15 protein-coding genes are annotated in these 16,449 nt (G+C 73.6%); 7 read left to right on the forward strand and 8 right to left on the reverse strand.

Annotated features, from left to right (window positions below; genetic code table 11):
* The first annotated feature begins 25 nt into the window (after positions 1-25).
* A complete protein-coding gene (locus ACW14Y_RS11715; RefSeq protein ID WP_456986695.1) occupies positions 26-757 on the forward strand; it encodes a DinB family protein in 732 nt (243 codons plus the stop codon).
* 98 nt (positions 758-855) lie between these two features.
* Here the strand turns inward: ACW14Y_RS11715 and ACW14Y_RS11720 are convergent, their stop codons facing one another.
* On the reverse strand, positions 856-1,248 hold the full coding sequence (locus ACW14Y_RS11720; RefSeq protein ID WP_456988137.1) for a YciI family protein: 393 nt from the start codon (positions 1,246-1,248) through the stop codon (positions 856-858).
* A 184-nt stretch (positions 1,249-1,432) separates the two neighbouring features.
* Between ACW14Y_RS11720 and ACW14Y_RS11725 the strand changes: the two genes are divergently transcribed.
* Positions 1,433-2,362: an oxygenase MpaB family protein gene (locus ACW14Y_RS11725; protein ID WP_456986696.1), complete on the forward strand. Its 930-nt coding sequence runs from the start codon at positions 1,433-1,435 to the stop codon at positions 2,360-2,362.
* Positions 2,363-2,392: 30 nt separating this feature from the next.
* Here ACW14Y_RS11725 and ACW14Y_RS11730 read toward each other — a convergent pair whose 3' ends face one another.
* Together ACW14Y_RS11730 and ACW14Y_RS11735 are read right to left on the reverse strand one after the other, a co-directional pair.
* Positions 2,393-3,175, reverse strand: coding sequence for a hypothetical protein (locus ACW14Y_RS11730; protein WP_456986697.1), 783 nt, complete (start codon positions 3,173-3,175; stop codon positions 2,393-2,395).
* A gap of 107 nt (positions 3,176-3,282) precedes the next feature.
* Complete coding sequence (locus ACW14Y_RS11735) at positions 3,283-3,756, reverse strand: MarR family winged helix-turn-helix transcriptional regulator (protein WP_456986698.1); 474 nt, start codon at positions 3,754-3,756, stop codon at positions 3,283-3,285.
* A 108-nt stretch (positions 3,757-3,864) separates the two neighbouring features.
* On the opposite strand from ACW14Y_RS11735, the gene ACW14Y_RS11740 reads away from it, so the two are divergent.
* The 3 genes from ACW14Y_RS11740 to ACW14Y_RS11750 all read left to right on the forward strand — a co-directional run bounded on the left by ACW14Y_RS11740 (position 3,865) and on the right by ACW14Y_RS11750 (position 7,595).
* Complete coding sequence (locus ACW14Y_RS11740) at positions 3,865-4,980, forward strand: ABC transporter substrate-binding protein (protein WP_380386146.1); 1,116 nt, start codon at positions 3,865-3,867, stop codon at positions 4,978-4,980.
* Between the two features lie 105 nt (positions 4,981-5,085).
* On the forward strand, positions 5,086-6,579 hold the full coding sequence (locus ACW14Y_RS11745) for an APC family permease (RefSeq protein WP_402724614.1): 1,494 nt from the start codon (positions 5,086-5,088) through the stop codon (positions 6,577-6,579).
* Positions 6,576-7,595 carry an acetamidase/formamidase family protein gene (locus tag ACW14Y_RS11750; protein WP_456986699.1) on the forward strand — a complete coding sequence of 340 codons (1,020 nt, stop codon included), beginning with the start codon at positions 6,576-6,578 and terminating at the stop codon, positions 7,593-7,595. Before ACW14Y_RS11745 ends, ACW14Y_RS11750 begins: the two co-directional genes overlap by 4 nt.
* 6 nt (positions 7,596-7,601) lie before the next feature.
* On the opposite strand, the gene ACW14Y_RS11755 is transcribed toward ACW14Y_RS11750, so the two are convergent.
* Positions 7,602-8,027 carry an SgcJ/EcaC family oxidoreductase gene (locus ACW14Y_RS11755; protein ID WP_456986700.1) on the reverse strand — a complete coding sequence of 142 codons (426 nt, stop codon included), beginning with the start codon at positions 8,025-8,027 and terminating at the stop codon, positions 7,602-7,604.
* Positions 8,028-8,436: 409 nt separating this feature from the next.
* On the opposite strand from ACW14Y_RS11755, the gene ACW14Y_RS11760 reads away from it, so the two are divergent.
* A complete protein-coding gene (locus ACW14Y_RS11760) occupies positions 8,437-9,480 on the forward strand; it encodes an isopenicillin N synthase family dioxygenase (protein ID WP_456986701.1) in 1,044 nt (347 codons plus the stop codon).
* Between the two features lie 151 nt (positions 9,481-9,631).
* A complete protein-coding gene (locus ACW14Y_RS11765) occupies positions 9,632-10,366 on the forward strand; it encodes a MerR family transcriptional regulator (RefSeq protein ID WP_380437928.1) in 735 nt (244 codons plus the stop codon).
* A 12-nt stretch (positions 10,367-10,378) separates the two neighbouring features.
* On the opposite strand, the gene ACW14Y_RS11770 is transcribed toward ACW14Y_RS11765, so the two are convergent.
* From ACW14Y_RS11770 to ACW14Y_RS11785, 4 genes are all read right to left on the reverse strand, one after another.
* Entirely contained in the window at positions 10,379-12,565 is a 2,187-nt protein-coding gene (locus ACW14Y_RS11770) for a 3-hydroxyacyl-CoA dehydrogenase NAD-binding domain-containing protein (protein ID WP_456986702.1), read from the reverse strand.
* A gap of 54 nt (positions 12,566-12,619) precedes the next feature.
* Positions 12,620-13,834, reverse strand: coding sequence for an acetyl-CoA C-acetyltransferase (locus ACW14Y_RS11775; protein WP_380301987.1), 1,215 nt, complete (start codon positions 13,832-13,834; stop codon positions 12,620-12,622).
* 115 nt (positions 13,835-13,949) lie between these two features.
* A complete protein-coding gene (locus ACW14Y_RS11780) occupies positions 13,950-15,092 on the reverse strand; it encodes an acyl-CoA dehydrogenase family protein (RefSeq protein ID WP_266274857.1) in 1,143 nt (380 codons plus the stop codon).
* A 27-nt stretch (positions 15,093-15,119) separates the two neighbouring features.
* On the reverse strand, positions 15,120-16,364 hold the full coding sequence (locus tag ACW14Y_RS11785; RefSeq protein ID WP_456986703.1) for a CaiB/BaiF CoA transferase family protein: 1,245 nt from the start codon (positions 16,362-16,364) through the stop codon (positions 15,120-15,122).
* Between the last annotated feature and the right edge of the window lie 85 nt (positions 16,365-16,449).

Consider the following 16,449-nt stretch of genomic DNA (forward strand, 5'->3'; position numbering starts at 1 on the left):
GGGCGGCGGCGGAAGACTGGCCGCCATGACCGAGACCAGGACCGACACCGACACCGAGGCCGCCACCGAGGCCGACACCGACGTCCGGACCGGGACCGCCGCCGGCCCTCCCGGGACGTCCTCCGGACCGGCGGCGTTCAAGAGGGACCTGCGGACCTACCTCCAGGACGCCAGGGACGCCCTGCTGTGGAAGCTCGAAGGGCTGTCCGAGTACGACGTCCGCCGCCCGCTGACACCGACCGGGACCAATCTGCTGGGGCTGGTCAAGCACGCGACGGCGGCGGAGGCCCTCTACTTCGGGGAGACCTTCGGGCGGCCCTTCGAGGCGCCCCGCCCGTGGATCACCGGGGACGCCGAACCGAACGCGGACTTCTGGGCCACCCCCGAGGAGAGCCGGGAGCTGATCGTCGGGCAGTACCGCGCGGCCTGCGCGCACGCGGACGAGACCATCGCCGCACTGCCGCTGGACGCCGTCGGCCGGGTGCCGTGGGGCGACCGCAGGGCGGTGACGCTGCACCACAGCCTCGTCCACATGACCGCCGAGACCCAGCGGCACGCCGGGCACGCCGACATCGTGCGGGAGCTCGTCGACGGCGCGACCGGGCAGCGCCGGGACGGCGAGAACACGGCCCCGGGCGACGCGGCCTGGTGGGCCGCCCACCGGGCCCGGGTCGAGCGGGCCGCCCGGACGGCGGCGGAGGGCACGGCGGAGAACGCGGCGGAGGGCGCGGCGGAGGGCGCGGCCGGGCGCCTCTGACACCCGGCGCAAGCGCCGTCCGACCGATGCCGCGCGGTCCGGCCGGACCCGCCCACGGGGGTGGTGGGACCGGCCGGACCGCGTTCACGCGTCGGCGCTCACACCTCGACCGGCGACTCCGACATGATCCGGCGCACCTCGACCGGCATGCCGAGCGGCTTCCCCTCCGGCCCGGGGGCGGCCGAGACCCTGGCCGCGATCTCGATCGCCCGCTGCTGGGTGCCGCAGTCCACGATCCACCAGCCGGCCAGCCACTCCTTGCTCTCGGCGAACGGCCCGTCGGTCACCACCGGCAGGCCGCCGCCCTGCGCCCGGACGATCCGGGCGGTCTCCGGCGTGTCCAGCCCCTGGGCGTCGACGAGTTCACCGGTGCCGGCCAGCTCGGCGTTCAGGTCCCGCATGTACTGGACGTGGACCCGGACGTCCTCCAGCGGCCAGTCCTCGACCTTCGGGAAGTCGACGTCCTTCTTGCTGAACTGCATCAGCAGCATGTACTTCACGGTCGCGCTCCTCGTTCGTGGTGGGCCTGCACCGAGGGGTCGGAGCCGGCCGCGCGGTCTCGACATCACCGGCCGGGAATCCGGGAAAATCTTTTCGCGGCCCCCGCCGGGCCCGCCGGACCCCGGCGGAGGTGCCGTTGACCCGGCCGTGAGCAGGACTCTAGGGTCGGGCTCCGTGCAGCGATACGACTGGCTGAAGAAGATTCAGCGCATGGACCCGGAGACCGAGTTCACCGAGATCTACCGGATCAGCAGCTGGTACGAGTTCCCGTGGGACTACACCCAGTCGCTCAGCTTCGCGCTCTACCGCACCTACGCGGTGCCCAGCATCGGCCGACTGCTGGCCGGGACCGGCGAGTTCACCCGGCGCACGCAGAAGCGCTACGACGACACGGTGCTGATCCTGGAGGCGGTGATCGAGCACGGTTTCGACTCCTCGCAGGGCCGCGAGGCGATCCGCCGGATGAACGGGATGCACCGCCGGTACGACATCTCCGACGCCGACTACCGCTACGTGCTGTCCACGTTCGTGGTGACGCCCAAGCGCTGGATGGACGACTACGGCTGGCGGCGGCTGTCGTTCCACGAGATCCGGGCGAGCGTCAACTACTACCGCGAGCTGGGCCGGCACATGGGCCTGGTCGACCTCCCGGAGACCTACGAGGAGTTCGAGCGGCTGCTCGACGACTACGAGCGCGAGCACTTCGCCTTCGACGAGGGCGGCCGGGCGGTCTCCGACTCGACGCTCGGCCTGATGGCCTCCTGGTACCCGGCGCCGCTGCGCTCCTCGATGCGGCTCTCCTCCCTCTGCCTGCTCGACGACCCGCTGCGCGAGGCCTTCGGCTACCCGGCGCCCTCCGCACCGCTGCGGCACGCCGTACGGGCGGGCATGCGACTGCGGGGCCGCTTCGTCCGCCTGCTCCCGCCCCGCCGCCGCCCGCACCTCGGCCGCGACGGCTGGCAGGTCCGCAGCTACCCCGGCTACCCGCACGGCTACCGGATCAGCGAACTGGGCACCTTCGAGGACACCCCCTCCTCGGGCGGCTGCCCCTTCCCGCACGCCTCGGCGGGCGGGAAGGGCGACCGACCGGGCGACACACCCTGAGGCCTCCTGACGCGCGCCCGGCCGGGCAGGTCAGGCGGCGGCCTTCGCCGGAAGGTCGCCGTCGACGACCGACCCGGCGGGCAAGGCGGGCAGGACGACCGGCACGTCGTAGTCGGTGAAGTCGAGGGTCATCTTCTTCCCCGCGGACTCGCCCCATCCGTCCGCCACCCGCAGCGGCACCATGGCGCCCTCCGCCGCGAGGTGGGTGATGAGCTCGCCCGCGTCCTTGGAGCGGAGTTCGACGCTCATGCTCGCCCGGCCGCCGACCGTACCGGGCTCACCTGCCAGGGTGCTCCACGAGGTGTCCGGCTCGCCGAAGGGCACCGTCCACACCAGGTCGCACACCCCGCCCAGTGAGGCGTACTCCGACGTCGGGGAGATCGTGAACCAGCGGTCCTTGTAGCGTTCGGCGACCGCCGGACCCCGCAGCGCGGTGAACGTCGCGGCCGTCGGCCGGAACAGCATCCTCCCCTCGGTACGGACGAGTTCGAACTGGCCCTTGCTCTCCACCTCGACCTTGGCCACGCACTGGCCCTTCCGGTCGGCGGCGACCTGGATGTCGGTCCTCCGACCGTCGTCCTCGTCGACCGCGAATCCCGTCATCCGCACCGAGGAGACCCTGCCGAACGCCTCGCGGCCCTTGTCCAGCAGGCGCTTCCCGGTCATCGAGGCGACCCGCTCGGTCGGGCCGGGCGAGGCCGGGCTCGACGCGGCGGCGGCCGCGGTGGAGTCCTTGGCGTCGTCACAGGCCGTCGCGGCGAGGGCCAGGCCCAGAGCGGCGAGAGCCGCGACGACGGCACGGTCGGAAGGCATGAACGATTCTCCCCCGGAGCGGAACACTGATTCGACCCCGCACGATGCAGCCCGGACTGCCGGTTCGTCAAACGCCCTCCTCACCGGCCCTCTTCGGGACCGGCCGGTCAGGCCTCGGCGAGGTGGCGCAGGAGGAGGCCCGGGTCGGGGGTGCCGCAGGCGGTGCGGACGGCGGCGTCGTGGGCGGCGGCGAGGGCGTCGAGGCGTTCGAGGCGGATCAGGCCGCGCCGGGAGAGGTGGGCGGTGATCCGGCGGCGGTCCTGCTCGTCCTGGCGGCGGTAGGCGAGGCCCGCCTCGGTGAGGGCGTCGACGATGCGGCTGAGGCTGGCCTGCGGGATGAGCAGCGCCTGGGCGAGGTCGCCCATCGAGCGGCCGGTGTCGTCGGTGAGGCACCGCATGACCCGCCACTGGTCCAGCGTGCAGCCCTCGGCCTCCAGGCGGGCGGCCAGGTCGCGGGCCAGCCGGCGCTGGGCGAGGGTGAGGAGTTCGATCAGCAGCGGCTCGTCGACGGCGGCGGGGGCCGAGGTGCCGGGCGTCGAGGCGTCCGGGACCGAGGTGTCGGGGGTGGCTGGTGGTGTCATGGCCGTCTCGCTCTCCCCGTCGTTCGTCCCGCGGCCGGTCCCGTCGTCCCGCCCGACCTGCCCGGGCCCGCTTGGCCGGACCGGCTGCCATGACGATACTCGCAAGCCATGGGCGCCGATGTGAAGCTGCTGGAGCCACTCGACGCGCTGTACCTCCCCCGCGAGGCGCCGGCGCTGAGAGTGGGCCTGGTCGTGCCGCAGTCCGGCCCGCTCGGGCTGACCGGGCCCTCGGCGCTGGACGGCGCGCTGCTGGCCGCGCACGAGGTGAACACCGGCGGCGGTGTGCGCGGCCGGCCGCTGGAACTGGTGCTGGTGGACGGCGGCGGCCCGCCGGAGGCGGTGGCCCGGGAGGTGGCGCAGCTGCTGGACGCCGGGGCGGTGGACGCGGTGGCGGGCTGCCACTCCAGCGATGTGCACCGGGCCGTGGAGACGGTGACCACCGGGCGGGCGGCGTACGTGTTCACCCCGCCGCACGAGGGCGGGACGCGGCTGCCGGGCGTCGTCTGCACCGGGGCGGAACCGGCCCGCCAGCTGGCCGGGGTGGTCGAACGGATCACCGGGCAGCACCGGCTGCGCCGGTGGGCGCTGGTCGGCAACGACTACATCTGGCCCCGCGCCGTGCACCGGGCGGCCGGGGCGGCGGTGGCCCGGGCCGGGGCGCGGGTGGTGCTGGACCGGCACCTGCCGTTCGGGACCGCCGAACGGGGGCTGGAGCCGCTGCTGGACGCATTGCGGACGCTGCGGGCGGACGCGCTGCTGCTGAGCCTGATCGGCGCCGACCTGGTGCGGTTCAACCGGGCGCTGCGCCGCACCGGCCTGGACCGGCGGCTGGTGCGGCTGTCCGGCGCGCTGGAGGAGAACAGCCTGCTCGCGTACGGCGGGGACACCACCGGCACCCTGTACGCCGCGATGCCGTCGTTCGCGAGCCTCGGGGAGGAGCGGCGGGTGCGGCTGGCCGAGCGGCACCGGGCGGTGTTCGGCCCCTACGCGCCGGTGCTGGACGCGTACGCGGTGGGTCTCTACGACGGGCTGCACCTGGTGGCGGCGCTGGCGGCCCGCGGGGAGCTGGTCGCGGACGGGGGGCTCGCGCGGGCGGCGGCGCGCCTGTTGCGCGGGGAGGGGCCCGCGGTGCGGCGGGCGTGGGCGCGGGCCCCGTTGGGACCGGCCCGGGAGGGGGTGCACCTGGCGCGGGCGGAGGGGCTGGGGTTCACGGTCCTGCCGTGAACGGCGGAGTCCTCCGACGAGCTCGCACATAACCCTTCCATTTGGAAATAACTGGCTCTAGTGTCTCCCACCACCACCCCGGGTCGTCACGGAAGCGAGCCCCCCATGTCCGAAGCACCCGCCCCGCCCTCCGACCCCGCCGCCTCCTCCGGCCCCGCCGACCCGTCCGAGCCGGCCGGCATCGAGGGCTACGGCTACCGCCAGGAGCTGCGCCGCTCCCTGCGCTTCACCGACCTGCTGGTCTACGGCCTGGTCTTCATGGTGCCGATCGCCCCCTTCGGCATCTTCGGCAGCGTCTTCCAGGGCTCGGGCGGCATGGTCGCCCTGGCGTACGGCCTCGGGATGGTGGCGATGATGTTCACCGCCCTCTCCTACGCCCAGATGTCGCGGGCCTTCCCGATGGCCGGCTCGGTCTACACCTACGCCGGGCGCGGCATCGCGGCCCCGGTCGGCTTCCTGGCCGGCTGGATGATCCTGCTGGACTACGTCCTCGTGCCCGGCCTGCTGTACCTGATCGCCGGTGTGGCGATGAACTCCCTGGTGCCGGCCGTCCCGGTCTGGCTGTGGCTGGTCGGCTTCGTGCTGCTCAACACCGCCGTCAACTACCTGGGCGTCGAGATGACCTCGAAGGTCAACAAGGTCATGCTGGTGGGCGAGCTGCTGGTCCTGCTCGTCTTCGTCGGCTTCGGCCTGGCGGCGCTGGCCGCCGGCAAGGGCCGCGGCTTCGACTTCACGCCCGTCTACAACTCCCAGACGTTCTCCTGGAGTCTGGTGTTCGGCGCGGTCTCGGTGGCGGTGCTGAGCTTCCTCGGCTTCGACGGGATTTCCACCCTCTCCGAGGAGAACCGGGACTCCACCCGGGCCATCGGCCGCTCGATGATCGCCGCCCTGCTGCTCGCCGGTTCGCTGTTCATCGCGCAGACCTGGATCGCCTCCCTGCTCGTCCCGGACCCGAACGCGCTGATCACCGAAGGCGATCCGGACGGCACCGCCTTCTACGACGCCGCCCGGGTCGCCGCCGGCGGCTGGCTCGCCACCGTGACGGCCGCCGCCACCGCCGTCGCCTGGGGCTTCGCCAACTCCCTGGTCGCCCAGGCCGCCACCTCCCGGCTGCTGTACGCGATGGCCCGGGACCGGCAGCTGCCCGCCTTCCTCGCCAAGATCCACCCGAGCCGCCGCGTCCCGGTGAACGCCACCCTGCTGACGGCGGGCGTCTCGCTCGTCCTCGGCCTCTGGACGGCCTCCCGCGAGGACGGCATCACCCTGCTGTCCACGCTGGTGAACTTCGGCGCGCTGACCACCTTCCTGGTCCTGCACGTCTCCGTGGTGGTGCACTACCTGGTGCGGCGGCGCAGCCGGGACTGGTGGCGCCATCTGCTCGCCCCGGCCGCCGGATTCGCCATCCTGGCGTACGTGGTCGTGAACGCGGACATCGCCGCCCAGCGGCTCGGCTTCGTCTGGCTGGCGATCGGCGGGCTGGTCCTGGCCGGGCTGATGCTCTCCGGCCGCCGGCCGAACCTGACGGCGGTCGCCACCGACCAGCCGTCCTCCCCCGACTCGTCCTCCCCCGACTCGCCCCTCAGCAAGGAGAACCAGTGAGCCTGCCCGACGTCGTCACCCTCTCCCCGACCCCCGACGAGTACGCCTACACCTTCGGCGGCCGCGGCCCCCTGCTGACCGTCCGGCCGGGCACGATCGTCGAGCTGACCACCGAGGACTGCTTCGGCGGCCGGGTCCGCGGCACCGGCGACCTGCCGAGCGAGGTCTGCGAGTTCCCGTACCTCAACCCGGTGACCGGGCCGATCGCGGTGGCCGGCGCCGAGCCCGGCGACACCCTCGCCGTGCACTTCGCGGAGATCACCCCGGCCCGGGACTGGGGGATCTCCAGCACCTTCCCGCACTTCGGCGCGCTCACCGCGACCCACAGCACCGCGATGCTGCACGCCCCGCTGGAGGAGCGGGTCTGGGTGTACGAGCTGGACCGGGCGGCCGGGACCTGCCGGTTCCGGGCCCGGGTCGGCGACTTCACCGTCGACCTGCCGCTCGACCCGATGCACGGCACGGTCGGCGTCGCCCCGGCCGGCGGCGAGACCCTGATGTCGATCACGCCCGGCGCGCACGGCGGCAATCTCGACACCCCCGAGATGCGGGCCGGGACCACCGCCTACTTCCGGGTCAACGTGCCCGGCGGGCTACTGGCCGTCGGCGACGGCCACGCCCGCCAGGGCGAGGGCGAGGTGTGCGGCACGGCGGTCGAGACGGCGATGCGCACCACGGTCGTGGTCGACCTGATCAAGGGCGACGGGCCCGCCTGGCCGCGGCTGGAGGACGACCGCTACCTGATCTCCACCGGTTCGGCCCGCCCCCTGGAGGACGCCTTCCGGATCAGCCAGCACGATCTCGTCGGCTGGACCGGGGAGTTGCTCGGCCTGGACACCCTGGACGCCTACCAGCTGGTCAGCCAGGCCGGCCTGGCCCCGGCGGCCAATGTGTGCGACACCAACTACACCATGGCCGCCAAGCTGCCCAAGGCACTGCTGGGCCGCACCCGGGCGTACGACGGCCTGCACGACCGGCTCCGCGCGACCGCGGCCGCCTACCTCCGGCACCGGTAGGCGCCTCTACTCAGGCACCACCACGGTGTTCTGATTGGCCGTCAGCAGCCAGCGGCCGTCCTCCTTGGCCATCACGTAGAGCGGGCTGCCCTCGTCGCCGACCTGCTCGCCGGCGGCGTCGAAGTACCGCTGGCGGACCTTGACGGCGGCCACGTCGGGGCGGACGAAGAACACGTGCGCCACCTCGTAGGTGGCGGTCCGGCCGGTGCCGGCGAAGGCCCCGGGGAGCACCTTGCGGGTGAACTCGGCGATCGCGTCCCGGCCGAGGAGGACCTTGCCGTGCCCGGTGGTCCAGATCGCGTCCTCCCGGAAGAGGTCGATGAACACCTCCGGGAGTTCGTTGACCTGTGCGTGCTGGACGGTGGCGACAACCTGCTGGACGGCCGCGATCTCGGCCTCGACGGAACCGGCGTTCATGAGTGCGTTGGTCATGCGGACAATCATGGAACTTGAAGCTCGCTTGAGGTCAAGCGCCTTCGCGGCGGACCGACCCGGTCCGCCGGAATCCGTCCGCCCCACCCCTTGCCGGGACGGCGCGGCGGGAGCACTATCTCGGCATGCCCATGCCATAGCACCCAGCCCCCGGCACCACCACCCGAACGGTTGATCTAGGCTGGTGACGTGCTCATACTCGTTCGCCGTCGCCACGTGGACCTGCTCCGCGTGACCAGCATGTCCTGTCGACGCTCCAGCTGAACCTCGCACCCCACCCTCAGCGCGGCCCCCACCGGCCGCGTCCCCCCTCCCCGGCCCCGGGCACAGCCGCCGCACCAGGCGCGCGTCCCCGGCATTCCCGGTCACCACCGGAGCCGGCCGGGACGAGACCCAGCGGATGTCATCCATGTCGCAGCAGCACCCCACCACCACCTCGGCCGACCTCCCGACCACCGAGGACGCCCTCCCGGTGATCGACCTCTCGCTCGCCCACGGCAGCCCGGCGGACCGCACCCGGCTGCACGACGCGCTCCGGGCCGCCGCCACCGGTGTCGGCTTCTTCCAGCTCGTCGGCCACGGGGTCACCCCGGCCGAGACGGACGCCCTCACCGACGCCATGCGGGCCTTCTTCACCCTCCCCGAGGCCGACCGCCTCGCCGTCGCCAACCTCAACTCGCCGCACTACCGCGGCTACACCCGGACCGGCGACGAGCGCACCGGCGGCAGCCAGGACTGGCGCGACCAGCTCGACATCGGCGCCGAACTGCCCCCGCACGTCCCCGGCCCGGGCGAGCCCGCCTACTGGTGGCTGGAGGGCCCCAACCAGTGGCCGGCGGCCCTGCCCGCGCTGCGCGACGCCGCCCTGACCTGGATCGACCGGCTCGGCTCCGTCGCCCGCACGCTGCTGCACGAACTCCTCACCGCGATCGGCGCCCGCCCGGAGTTCTACGACTACGCCTTCGCCGGCCACCCGCACCTGCGGCTCAAGCTGGTCCGCTACCCGGGCACCGCCCCGGACGGCGCCGGCCAGGGCGTCGGCGCCCACAAGGACTACGGCTTCATCACCCTGCTCCTCCAGGACACCGTGGGCGGCCTCCAGGTGCAGCGCGCCGACGGCTCCTTCCTGGACGTCCCGCCGATGCCGGGCGCCTTCGTGGTCAACCTCGGCGAACTGCTGGAGGTCGCCACCGACGGCTACCTGAAGGCCACCAGCCACCGCGTGGTGAGCCCGCCCGGCGCCCGCGAGCGCTACTCCGTCCCGTTCTTCTACAACCCGCGCCTGGACGCCCACATCGAGCCGCTGGACTTCCCGCTCGCCCACCACGCCCCCGGCGCCACCCAGGACCCGGCCAACCCCCTCTACGCCGACTTCGGCTTCAACGAGTGGAAGGGCTACACCCGCGCCCACCCCGAGGTCACCCGCCGCCACCACCCCGACCTCGCCGCCTGAGGCCGCGGCCCCGCACCGCTCAGGACGCCCTCGGGCCCGGACTCCGACCTCGGAGTCCGGGCCCGAGGGCGTTCGCGGGCGTGGACCGGGTGGGACAGTGGTGTCACACTGGCGCTGTCACAGTGATGGTGCTACGAGGTGGGAGGCGGGGGTGGAGGTGCGGCTGACGGTGGACGAGTTGGCGGCGCGGGCGGGGGTGACGGTGCGGACGGTGCGGTTCTACGGGACGAAGGGGCTGCTGCCGCCGCCGGTGCTGGGGGCCCGGCGGGTGGGGTGGTACGGGGCCGAGCACCTGGACCGGCTGGGGCTGATCGAGGAGTTGCAGCGGCAGGGGCTGACGCTGGCGGCGATCGAGCGGTACCTGGCGCGGCTGCCGCAGGACTCCACCCCGCTGGACCTCGCGATCCACCGGGCGCTGGTGGCCTCGTGGACGCCCGAGGTGCCGGAGGAGGCGGGTCGCGAGGAGGTGGAGCGGCGGGCCGGGCGGCGGCTGTCGGAGGAGCAGGTCGACCGGCTGGCCGCGATGGGGGCGGTGGAACGGACGGCGGACCCGGAGGTGTTCCGGGTGGACGCGGGGCTGCTGCCGCTGGGGGTACGGATCCTGGACGTGCCGATCCCGCTGGAGACCCTGCTGGCCGCCCGCGCGGTCGTGGTGGAGCACAGCCGGGCGACCGCGCGGGAGCTGCACCGGCTGTTCCGGGAGACGGTCTGGAAGCCGTACCGGGAGAGCGAGCCGGCACCGGACGACGTGGAACGGATGAAGGCGCTCACCGACCACATCCAGCCGATGGTGGCGCAGGCGCTGGTCACGGCGTTCCAGCGGTCGTTGCGGGAGGAACTGGGCGAGGCGGCCGCCGAGGACGGTCGGACCGCCCCGCCCGGGTGAGGAGGGCGGGGGTCAGTCGGTGAAGGTGCGCCCCTCGGCGGCGATCCGCTCCAGCAGCGCGGGCGGCGCGAACCGCTCCCCGTACGCGGCGGCGAGCTCGCGGGCACGCTCCGCGAAACCGGCCGGACCGCCCGGGTAGCCGTTGATGTACTGGAGCACGCCGCCGGTCCAGGCCGGGAAGCCGATGCCGAGGATGGAGCCGACGTTGGCGTCCGCGACCGAGGTGAGCACCCCCTCCTCCAGGCAGCGGACGGAGTCCAGGGCCTCGCTGAAGAGCATCCGCTCCTTGAGGTCCTCGAACGGGATGTCCACCTCCGCGCGGGTGAAGTGCTCGCGCAGGCCGGGCCAGAGCCGGCCCCGGGTGCCGTTCTCGTCGTAGTCGTAGAACCCGGCGCCGCCGCTGCGGCCGGGGCGGCCGAACTCGTCCACCATCCGGTCCACCACCGCGTCCGCCGGGTGGGCGGTCCACGCGCCGCCGGCCGCCTCGACGGCGCGGCGGTACTCGTCGCGGATCCGGCGCGGCAGGGTGAGGGTCAGCTCGTCGAGCAGCGAGAGCACCTTGGCCGGGTAGCCGGCCTGGGCGGCGGCCTGCTCGACGCTGGCCGGCTCGACGCCCTCGCCGATCATGGCGACGCCCTCGTTGATGAACTGGCCGATCACGCGCGAGGTGAAGAAGCCGCGCGAGTCGTTCACCACGATCGGGGTCCGGCCGATCTGCCGGACCAGGTCGAAGGCGCGGGCCAGCGCCTCGTCCCCGGTCTGCGGCCCGCGGATGATCTCCACCAGCCGCATCCTGTCGACCGGCGAGAAGAAGTGCAGCCCGATGAAGTCGGCGGTGCGCTGCACGCCCTCGGCGAGCAGGCCGATCGGCAGGGTGGAGGTGTTGGAGCAGAGCAGCGCGTCGGGGGCGACGATCCCCTCGATCTCCTGGAACACCTTGTGCTTGAGCTCCGGGTTCTCGAAGACCGCCTCGATCACCGCGTCGCAGCCGGCCAGGTCGGCGGCGTCGGCGGTGGGGGTGATCCGGGCGAGCACCTCGTCGCGCTGCGCCTCGGTGCGACGGCCCCGGGCCACCGCCTTCGCCAGCAGGCCCTCGGAGTAGGCCTTCCCGCGCTCGGCGGCCTCGACGGTGACGTCCTTGAGCAGCACCTCGATCCCGGCCTCGGCGCAGGTGTGGGCGATGCCGGCGCCCATCATCCCGGCGCCGAGCACGGCGACCCGGCGGACCGTCCGCTTCTCCACCGAAGCGGGCCGCCCGGCACCGGAGTTGACCGCCTGGAGGTCGAAGAAGAGGGCCTGGATCATGTTCTTGCTGGTCTGCCCGCAGGCCAGCTCGGTGAAGTAGCGGGCCTCGATCGCCATCGCCGTGTCGACGTCGACCTGGGCGCTCTCCACGGCCGCGGCGAGCACATTGCGCGGCGCCGGGTAGGGGGCGCCGGCCAGCTGCTTGCGCAGATTGGCGGGGAAGGCGGGCAGGTTGGCGGCGAAGGCCGGGGTGCTCGGGGTGCCGCCGGGGATCTTGTAGCCCTTGACGTCCCAGGGCTGGACCGGGGCCGGGTTCGCCTCGATCCAGGCGTGCGCGCGCTCGGTCAACTCCTCCGGCGTGACGACGAGTTCGTGGACCAGGCCGTGCTGGAGGGCCTGCGCCGGGCGGTACTGGCGGCCCTCCAGCAGGAACTTGAGCAGGGCGTCGGTGATGCCGAACAGCCGCACCGTGCGGACGATCCCGCCGCCACCGGGGAGCAGGCCGAGGGTGACCTCGGGCAGGCCGATCCGGCCGGCCGGGGTGTCCAGGGCGATCCGGTGGTGGCAGGCGAGGGCGAGCTCCAGGCCGCCGCCGAGCGCGCTGCCGTTGATCGCGGCGACGACCGGCAGGCCGAGCGTCTCCAGGGTGCGCAGGGCGCGCTTGATCCGCATCGACTTCTCGAAGACGGCGGCGGCGTCCTCCGGGCGGGCGGCGGAGAGCATCCTCAGGTCGCCGCCGGCGAAGAAGGTCTTCTTGGCGGAGGTGATCACCACTCCGCGCAGCCCGCCGGTGGCGCCGAGGCCGGCCAGCCGGGCGACGACGGTCTCGAAGTCGGCGGTGAACGCCTCGTTCATGGTGTTCACGGACTGGGTGGGGTCGTCGAGGACGAGGGTGACCACGCCGTCCTCGGCCTGCTCCCAGCGGATGGTGGTGGTGTCGCCGGTGTCGCTCATGGGGTTCTGGTCTCCTGAAGGGGCCGGAAGGGGAGGAGGTCTCGGGGGCGCGGGTCAGACGCGCTCGATGACGGTGGCGATGCCCATGCCGCCGCCCACGCAGAGGGTGGCCAGGCCGTAGCGCAGGTCGCGCCGCTCCAGTTCGTCGATCAGGGTGCCGATGAGCATCGCCCCGGTGGCGCCCAGCGGGTGGCCGAGGGCGATCGCGCCGCCGTTGACGTTCACCTGCTCCGGGGAGAAGCCCATCTCCCGGACGAAGCGCAGGGCGACGGCGGCGAAGGCCTCGTTGATCTCGACCAGGTCGATGTCGGCGGCGGTCAGTCCGGCCTTGGCGAGCGCCTTGCGGGTGGCGGGGGCGGGGCCGGTGAGCATGATGGTCGGCTCGGAGCCGGAGACGGCGGCGGAGACGATCCGGGCCCGCGGCCGCAGCCCGTAGCGCTCGCCGATCTCGCGGCTGCCGATGGCAACCAGGGCGGCGCCGTCCACGATGCCGGAGGAGTTGCCGGCGTGGTGGACGTGGTCGATGGCCTCCACCCAGTGGTACTTCTGCAGGGCCACGGCGTCGAACCCGCCGGCCTCGCCGATCGCGGCGAAGGAGGGCTTGAGCCCGGCCAGGGTCTCGACGGTGGTGCCGGGGCGGATGAACTCGTCCCGCTCCAGGACGACCAGGCCGTTGCGGTCGCGGACCGGGACCACCGACCGGTCGAACAGCCCGTCGGCCTGGGCCTTGGCGGCGCGGGCCTGGGACTCGGCGGCGAAGGCGTCGACGTCGGTGCGGGAGAAGCCCTCGATGGTGGCGATCAGGTCGGCGCCGATGCCCTGCGGGGCGAAGTTGGTCTCGTAGGCGGTCATCGGGTCGGCGAACCAGGCACCGCCGTCGGAGGCCATCTTCACCCGGGACATCGACTCGACGCCGCCGGCCAGGACCAGGTCCTCCCAGCCGGAACGGACCTTGGCGGCGGCCATGTTGACGGCCTCCAGGCCGGAGGCGCAGAAGCGGTTCTCCTGGACACCGGCCACCGTGTCGGGCAGGCCGGCCGCGACGGCCGCGATCCGGGCGATGTCGGAGCCCTGGTCGCCGACGGGGCTGACCACGCCGAGCACGATGTCGTCGATCGCCGCCGGGTCCAGCCCGGGGAAGCGGCGGCGGATCTCGTGGATCAGGCCGACGACGAGGTCGATCGGCTTGGTGCCGTGCAGCGAGCCGGTGGCCTTGCCCCGGCCGCGCGGGGTGCGGATCGCGTCGTAGACGTACGCTTCGGTGGTCACGGTGGGCAGCCTTTCGGGGCGGGGTACTGAGAACTTGGTTCTGATGGAAGGCAGTTGGAGGGCGAGGCGACGGCCGGGGGCCGGGGGCCTGGGGGCCTGGGGGCCGGTCGGGCTCTCAGCCGAGGATCGAGCGGCCCACGATCTCCTTCATGATCTCGGTGGTGCCGCCGTAGATGGTCTGGATGCGACCGTCGGTGAACGCCCTGGCCACCGGGTACTCGGTCATGTAACCGTAGCCGCCGTGGAGTTGGAGACACCGGTCGGCGGTGCGCTTCTGCAGTTCGGTGGCCCACCACTTGGCCATCGAGGCGTCGGCCGGGGTGAGCGCGTAGCGGTTGTGCTCGGTGATGCAACGGTCCACGAAGGCGCGGGTGACGGCGCACTCGGTGGCCAGTTCGGCGATCTCGAAGCGGACGTGCTGGAGCTTCGCCAGCGGCCGGCCGAAGGCCTCGCGCCCCTTGACGTACTCGGTGGTGATCTCGACCAGGTACTCCGCGCCGGCGATCGCGGCGGCGGCGATGGTGAGCCGCTCCTGCGCGAGGTTGCGCATCAGGTAGAGGAAGCCCTGGTCGATCTCGCCGAGCAGGTTCTCCTTCGGGACGCGGACGTCCTCGAAGAACAACTCAGCGGTGTCCTGGGCCTTCTGGCCGATCTTGTCGAGGTTGCGGCCGCGCTCGAAGCCGGGCATGCCCCGTTCGACGACCAGCAGGCCGAGGCCGTGGGCGCCGCCCTCGGGGGTGGTGCGGGCGACCACGATCACCAGGTCCGCGAGGATCCCGTTGGAGATGAAGGTCTTGGCGCCGTTGAGGAGGAAGTGGTCCCCCCGGTCCTCGGCCCGGGTGCGGATGCCCTGGAGGTCGGAGCCGGTCCCGGGCTCGGTCATCGCGATGGCCGTGACGAGTTCGCCGGAGCAGAACCCGGGCAGCCAGCGGCGCCGCTGCTCCTCGGTGGCGAGCGAGGTGAGGTAGGGGCCGATGATGTCGTTGTGCAGACCGATCGCCAGTCCGGACGCCCCGGCCCGGGCGAACTCCTCGGCCAGCACGGCGGCGTAGCGGAAGTCGGCGTTCCCTCCGCCGCCGTACTCCTCGTCGACGGCGAGGCCGAGCAGCCCCTGCCGGCCGGCCGCCAGCCAGGCTTCGCGGTCCACGATGCCGGCCTTCTCCCAGCGGTCGTAGTGCGGCAGCACCTCCTTGGCGAGGAAGGCCCGGACGGTGCCGCGGAAGTCCTCGTGCTCGTCGGTGAAGAGGTCGCGTTGCACGGCAAACTCCTTGGGAGGGTGGCGGGTTCAGGCGGTCGGCGGTGCGGGGGTGCGGGCAGCCGGGCCGGCGGGCGCGGTGGGCTCCGCGGACTCGACGGGCTCGGCGGGCTCGGCGGCGAGCGAGGGCACGCCCCAGTCGCGGGCGACCTCGGCGGTGTCGGCGCCCGGGCGGGCCGGCGGGCGGCGCAGCGCGCCGGGCGTGGCGGAGAACCTCGGCGCGGGGGCCGGCTGGGTGATGCCGTCCACCTCGACGTACGTCCCCCGGCTCGCCAGGTGCTCGTGCGCGTGCGCCTGACGCATCGTCAGCACCGGCTCCACGCAGGCGTCCGACCCCGCGAAGACGGCCTCCCAGGCGGCCCGGGTACGGGTGGCGAAGCGCGCGGCGATCCGGACCCGCAGCTCGGGCCAGCGGGCGGTGTCCCACTGGCCGGGCGCGTCCGGGCCGAGCTCCAGCAGCCGGGCGAACTCGGCGTAGAACTGCGGCTCCAGCGCGCCGACCGCGAGGTGGCCACCGTCGGCGGCCGGGTAGACGGCGTAGAACGGCGCGCCGCCGTCGAGGAGGTTGACGCCGCGCCGGTCCTGCCACCGGCCGCCCGCCAGCAGGCCCTGGAGGACGGCGGTGAGGTGGGCGGCGCCGTCGACGACGGCCGCGTCCACCACCTGTCCGGCGCCGGTGGCACGGGCGTGGTGGAGGGCCGCGAGCAGGCCGACGACCAGGTAGAGCGAGCCGCCGGCGTAGTCGCCGAGCAGGTTGGCGGGGACGGCGGGCGGCCCGTCGGGGTCGGCCGCGGCGGCCGTCGGGGCGACGAGGCCGAGGACGCCGGCCACCGCCGTGTACCCGAGGTCGTGCCCGGCCCTGGCGGCCAGCGGCCCGTACTGCCCCCAGCCGGTCATCCGGCCATAGACCAGCGCCGGATTGCGGGCCAGACAGGCGTCCGGCCCGACCCCGAGCCGCTCGGCGACCCCCGGCCGGTAGCCCTCGATCAGCAGATCGGCGCGGGCCACCAGGTCGAGCGCCCGGCCCGGCCCCTCGGGATCCTTGAGGTCGACGACCACCGAACGCTTGTTGCGGTTGGCGAGGTCGTACACCGGCTCGATGCCGAGCGGCGAGGGCTCGGGGCGGTCCACCCGGACCACGTCGGCGCCGAGGTCGCCCAACAGCATCGCGGCGAACGGCCCGGGTCCGATCCCGGCGAGTTCGACCACCCGGACCCCGGCCAGCGGCCCGCCCGCACCACCGCCACCACCGCCGCGCACACCGCTCTCACCCACGGGCGCCACGGCCCCTCCGAGGATCGACGAAGTCTGACAGTAAAGCTGTCACACTCGCGATGATAGGCAAGCGACTGGCCGGTAA

It is taken from the genome of Kitasatospora sp. cg17-2 (assembly GCF_054031055.1).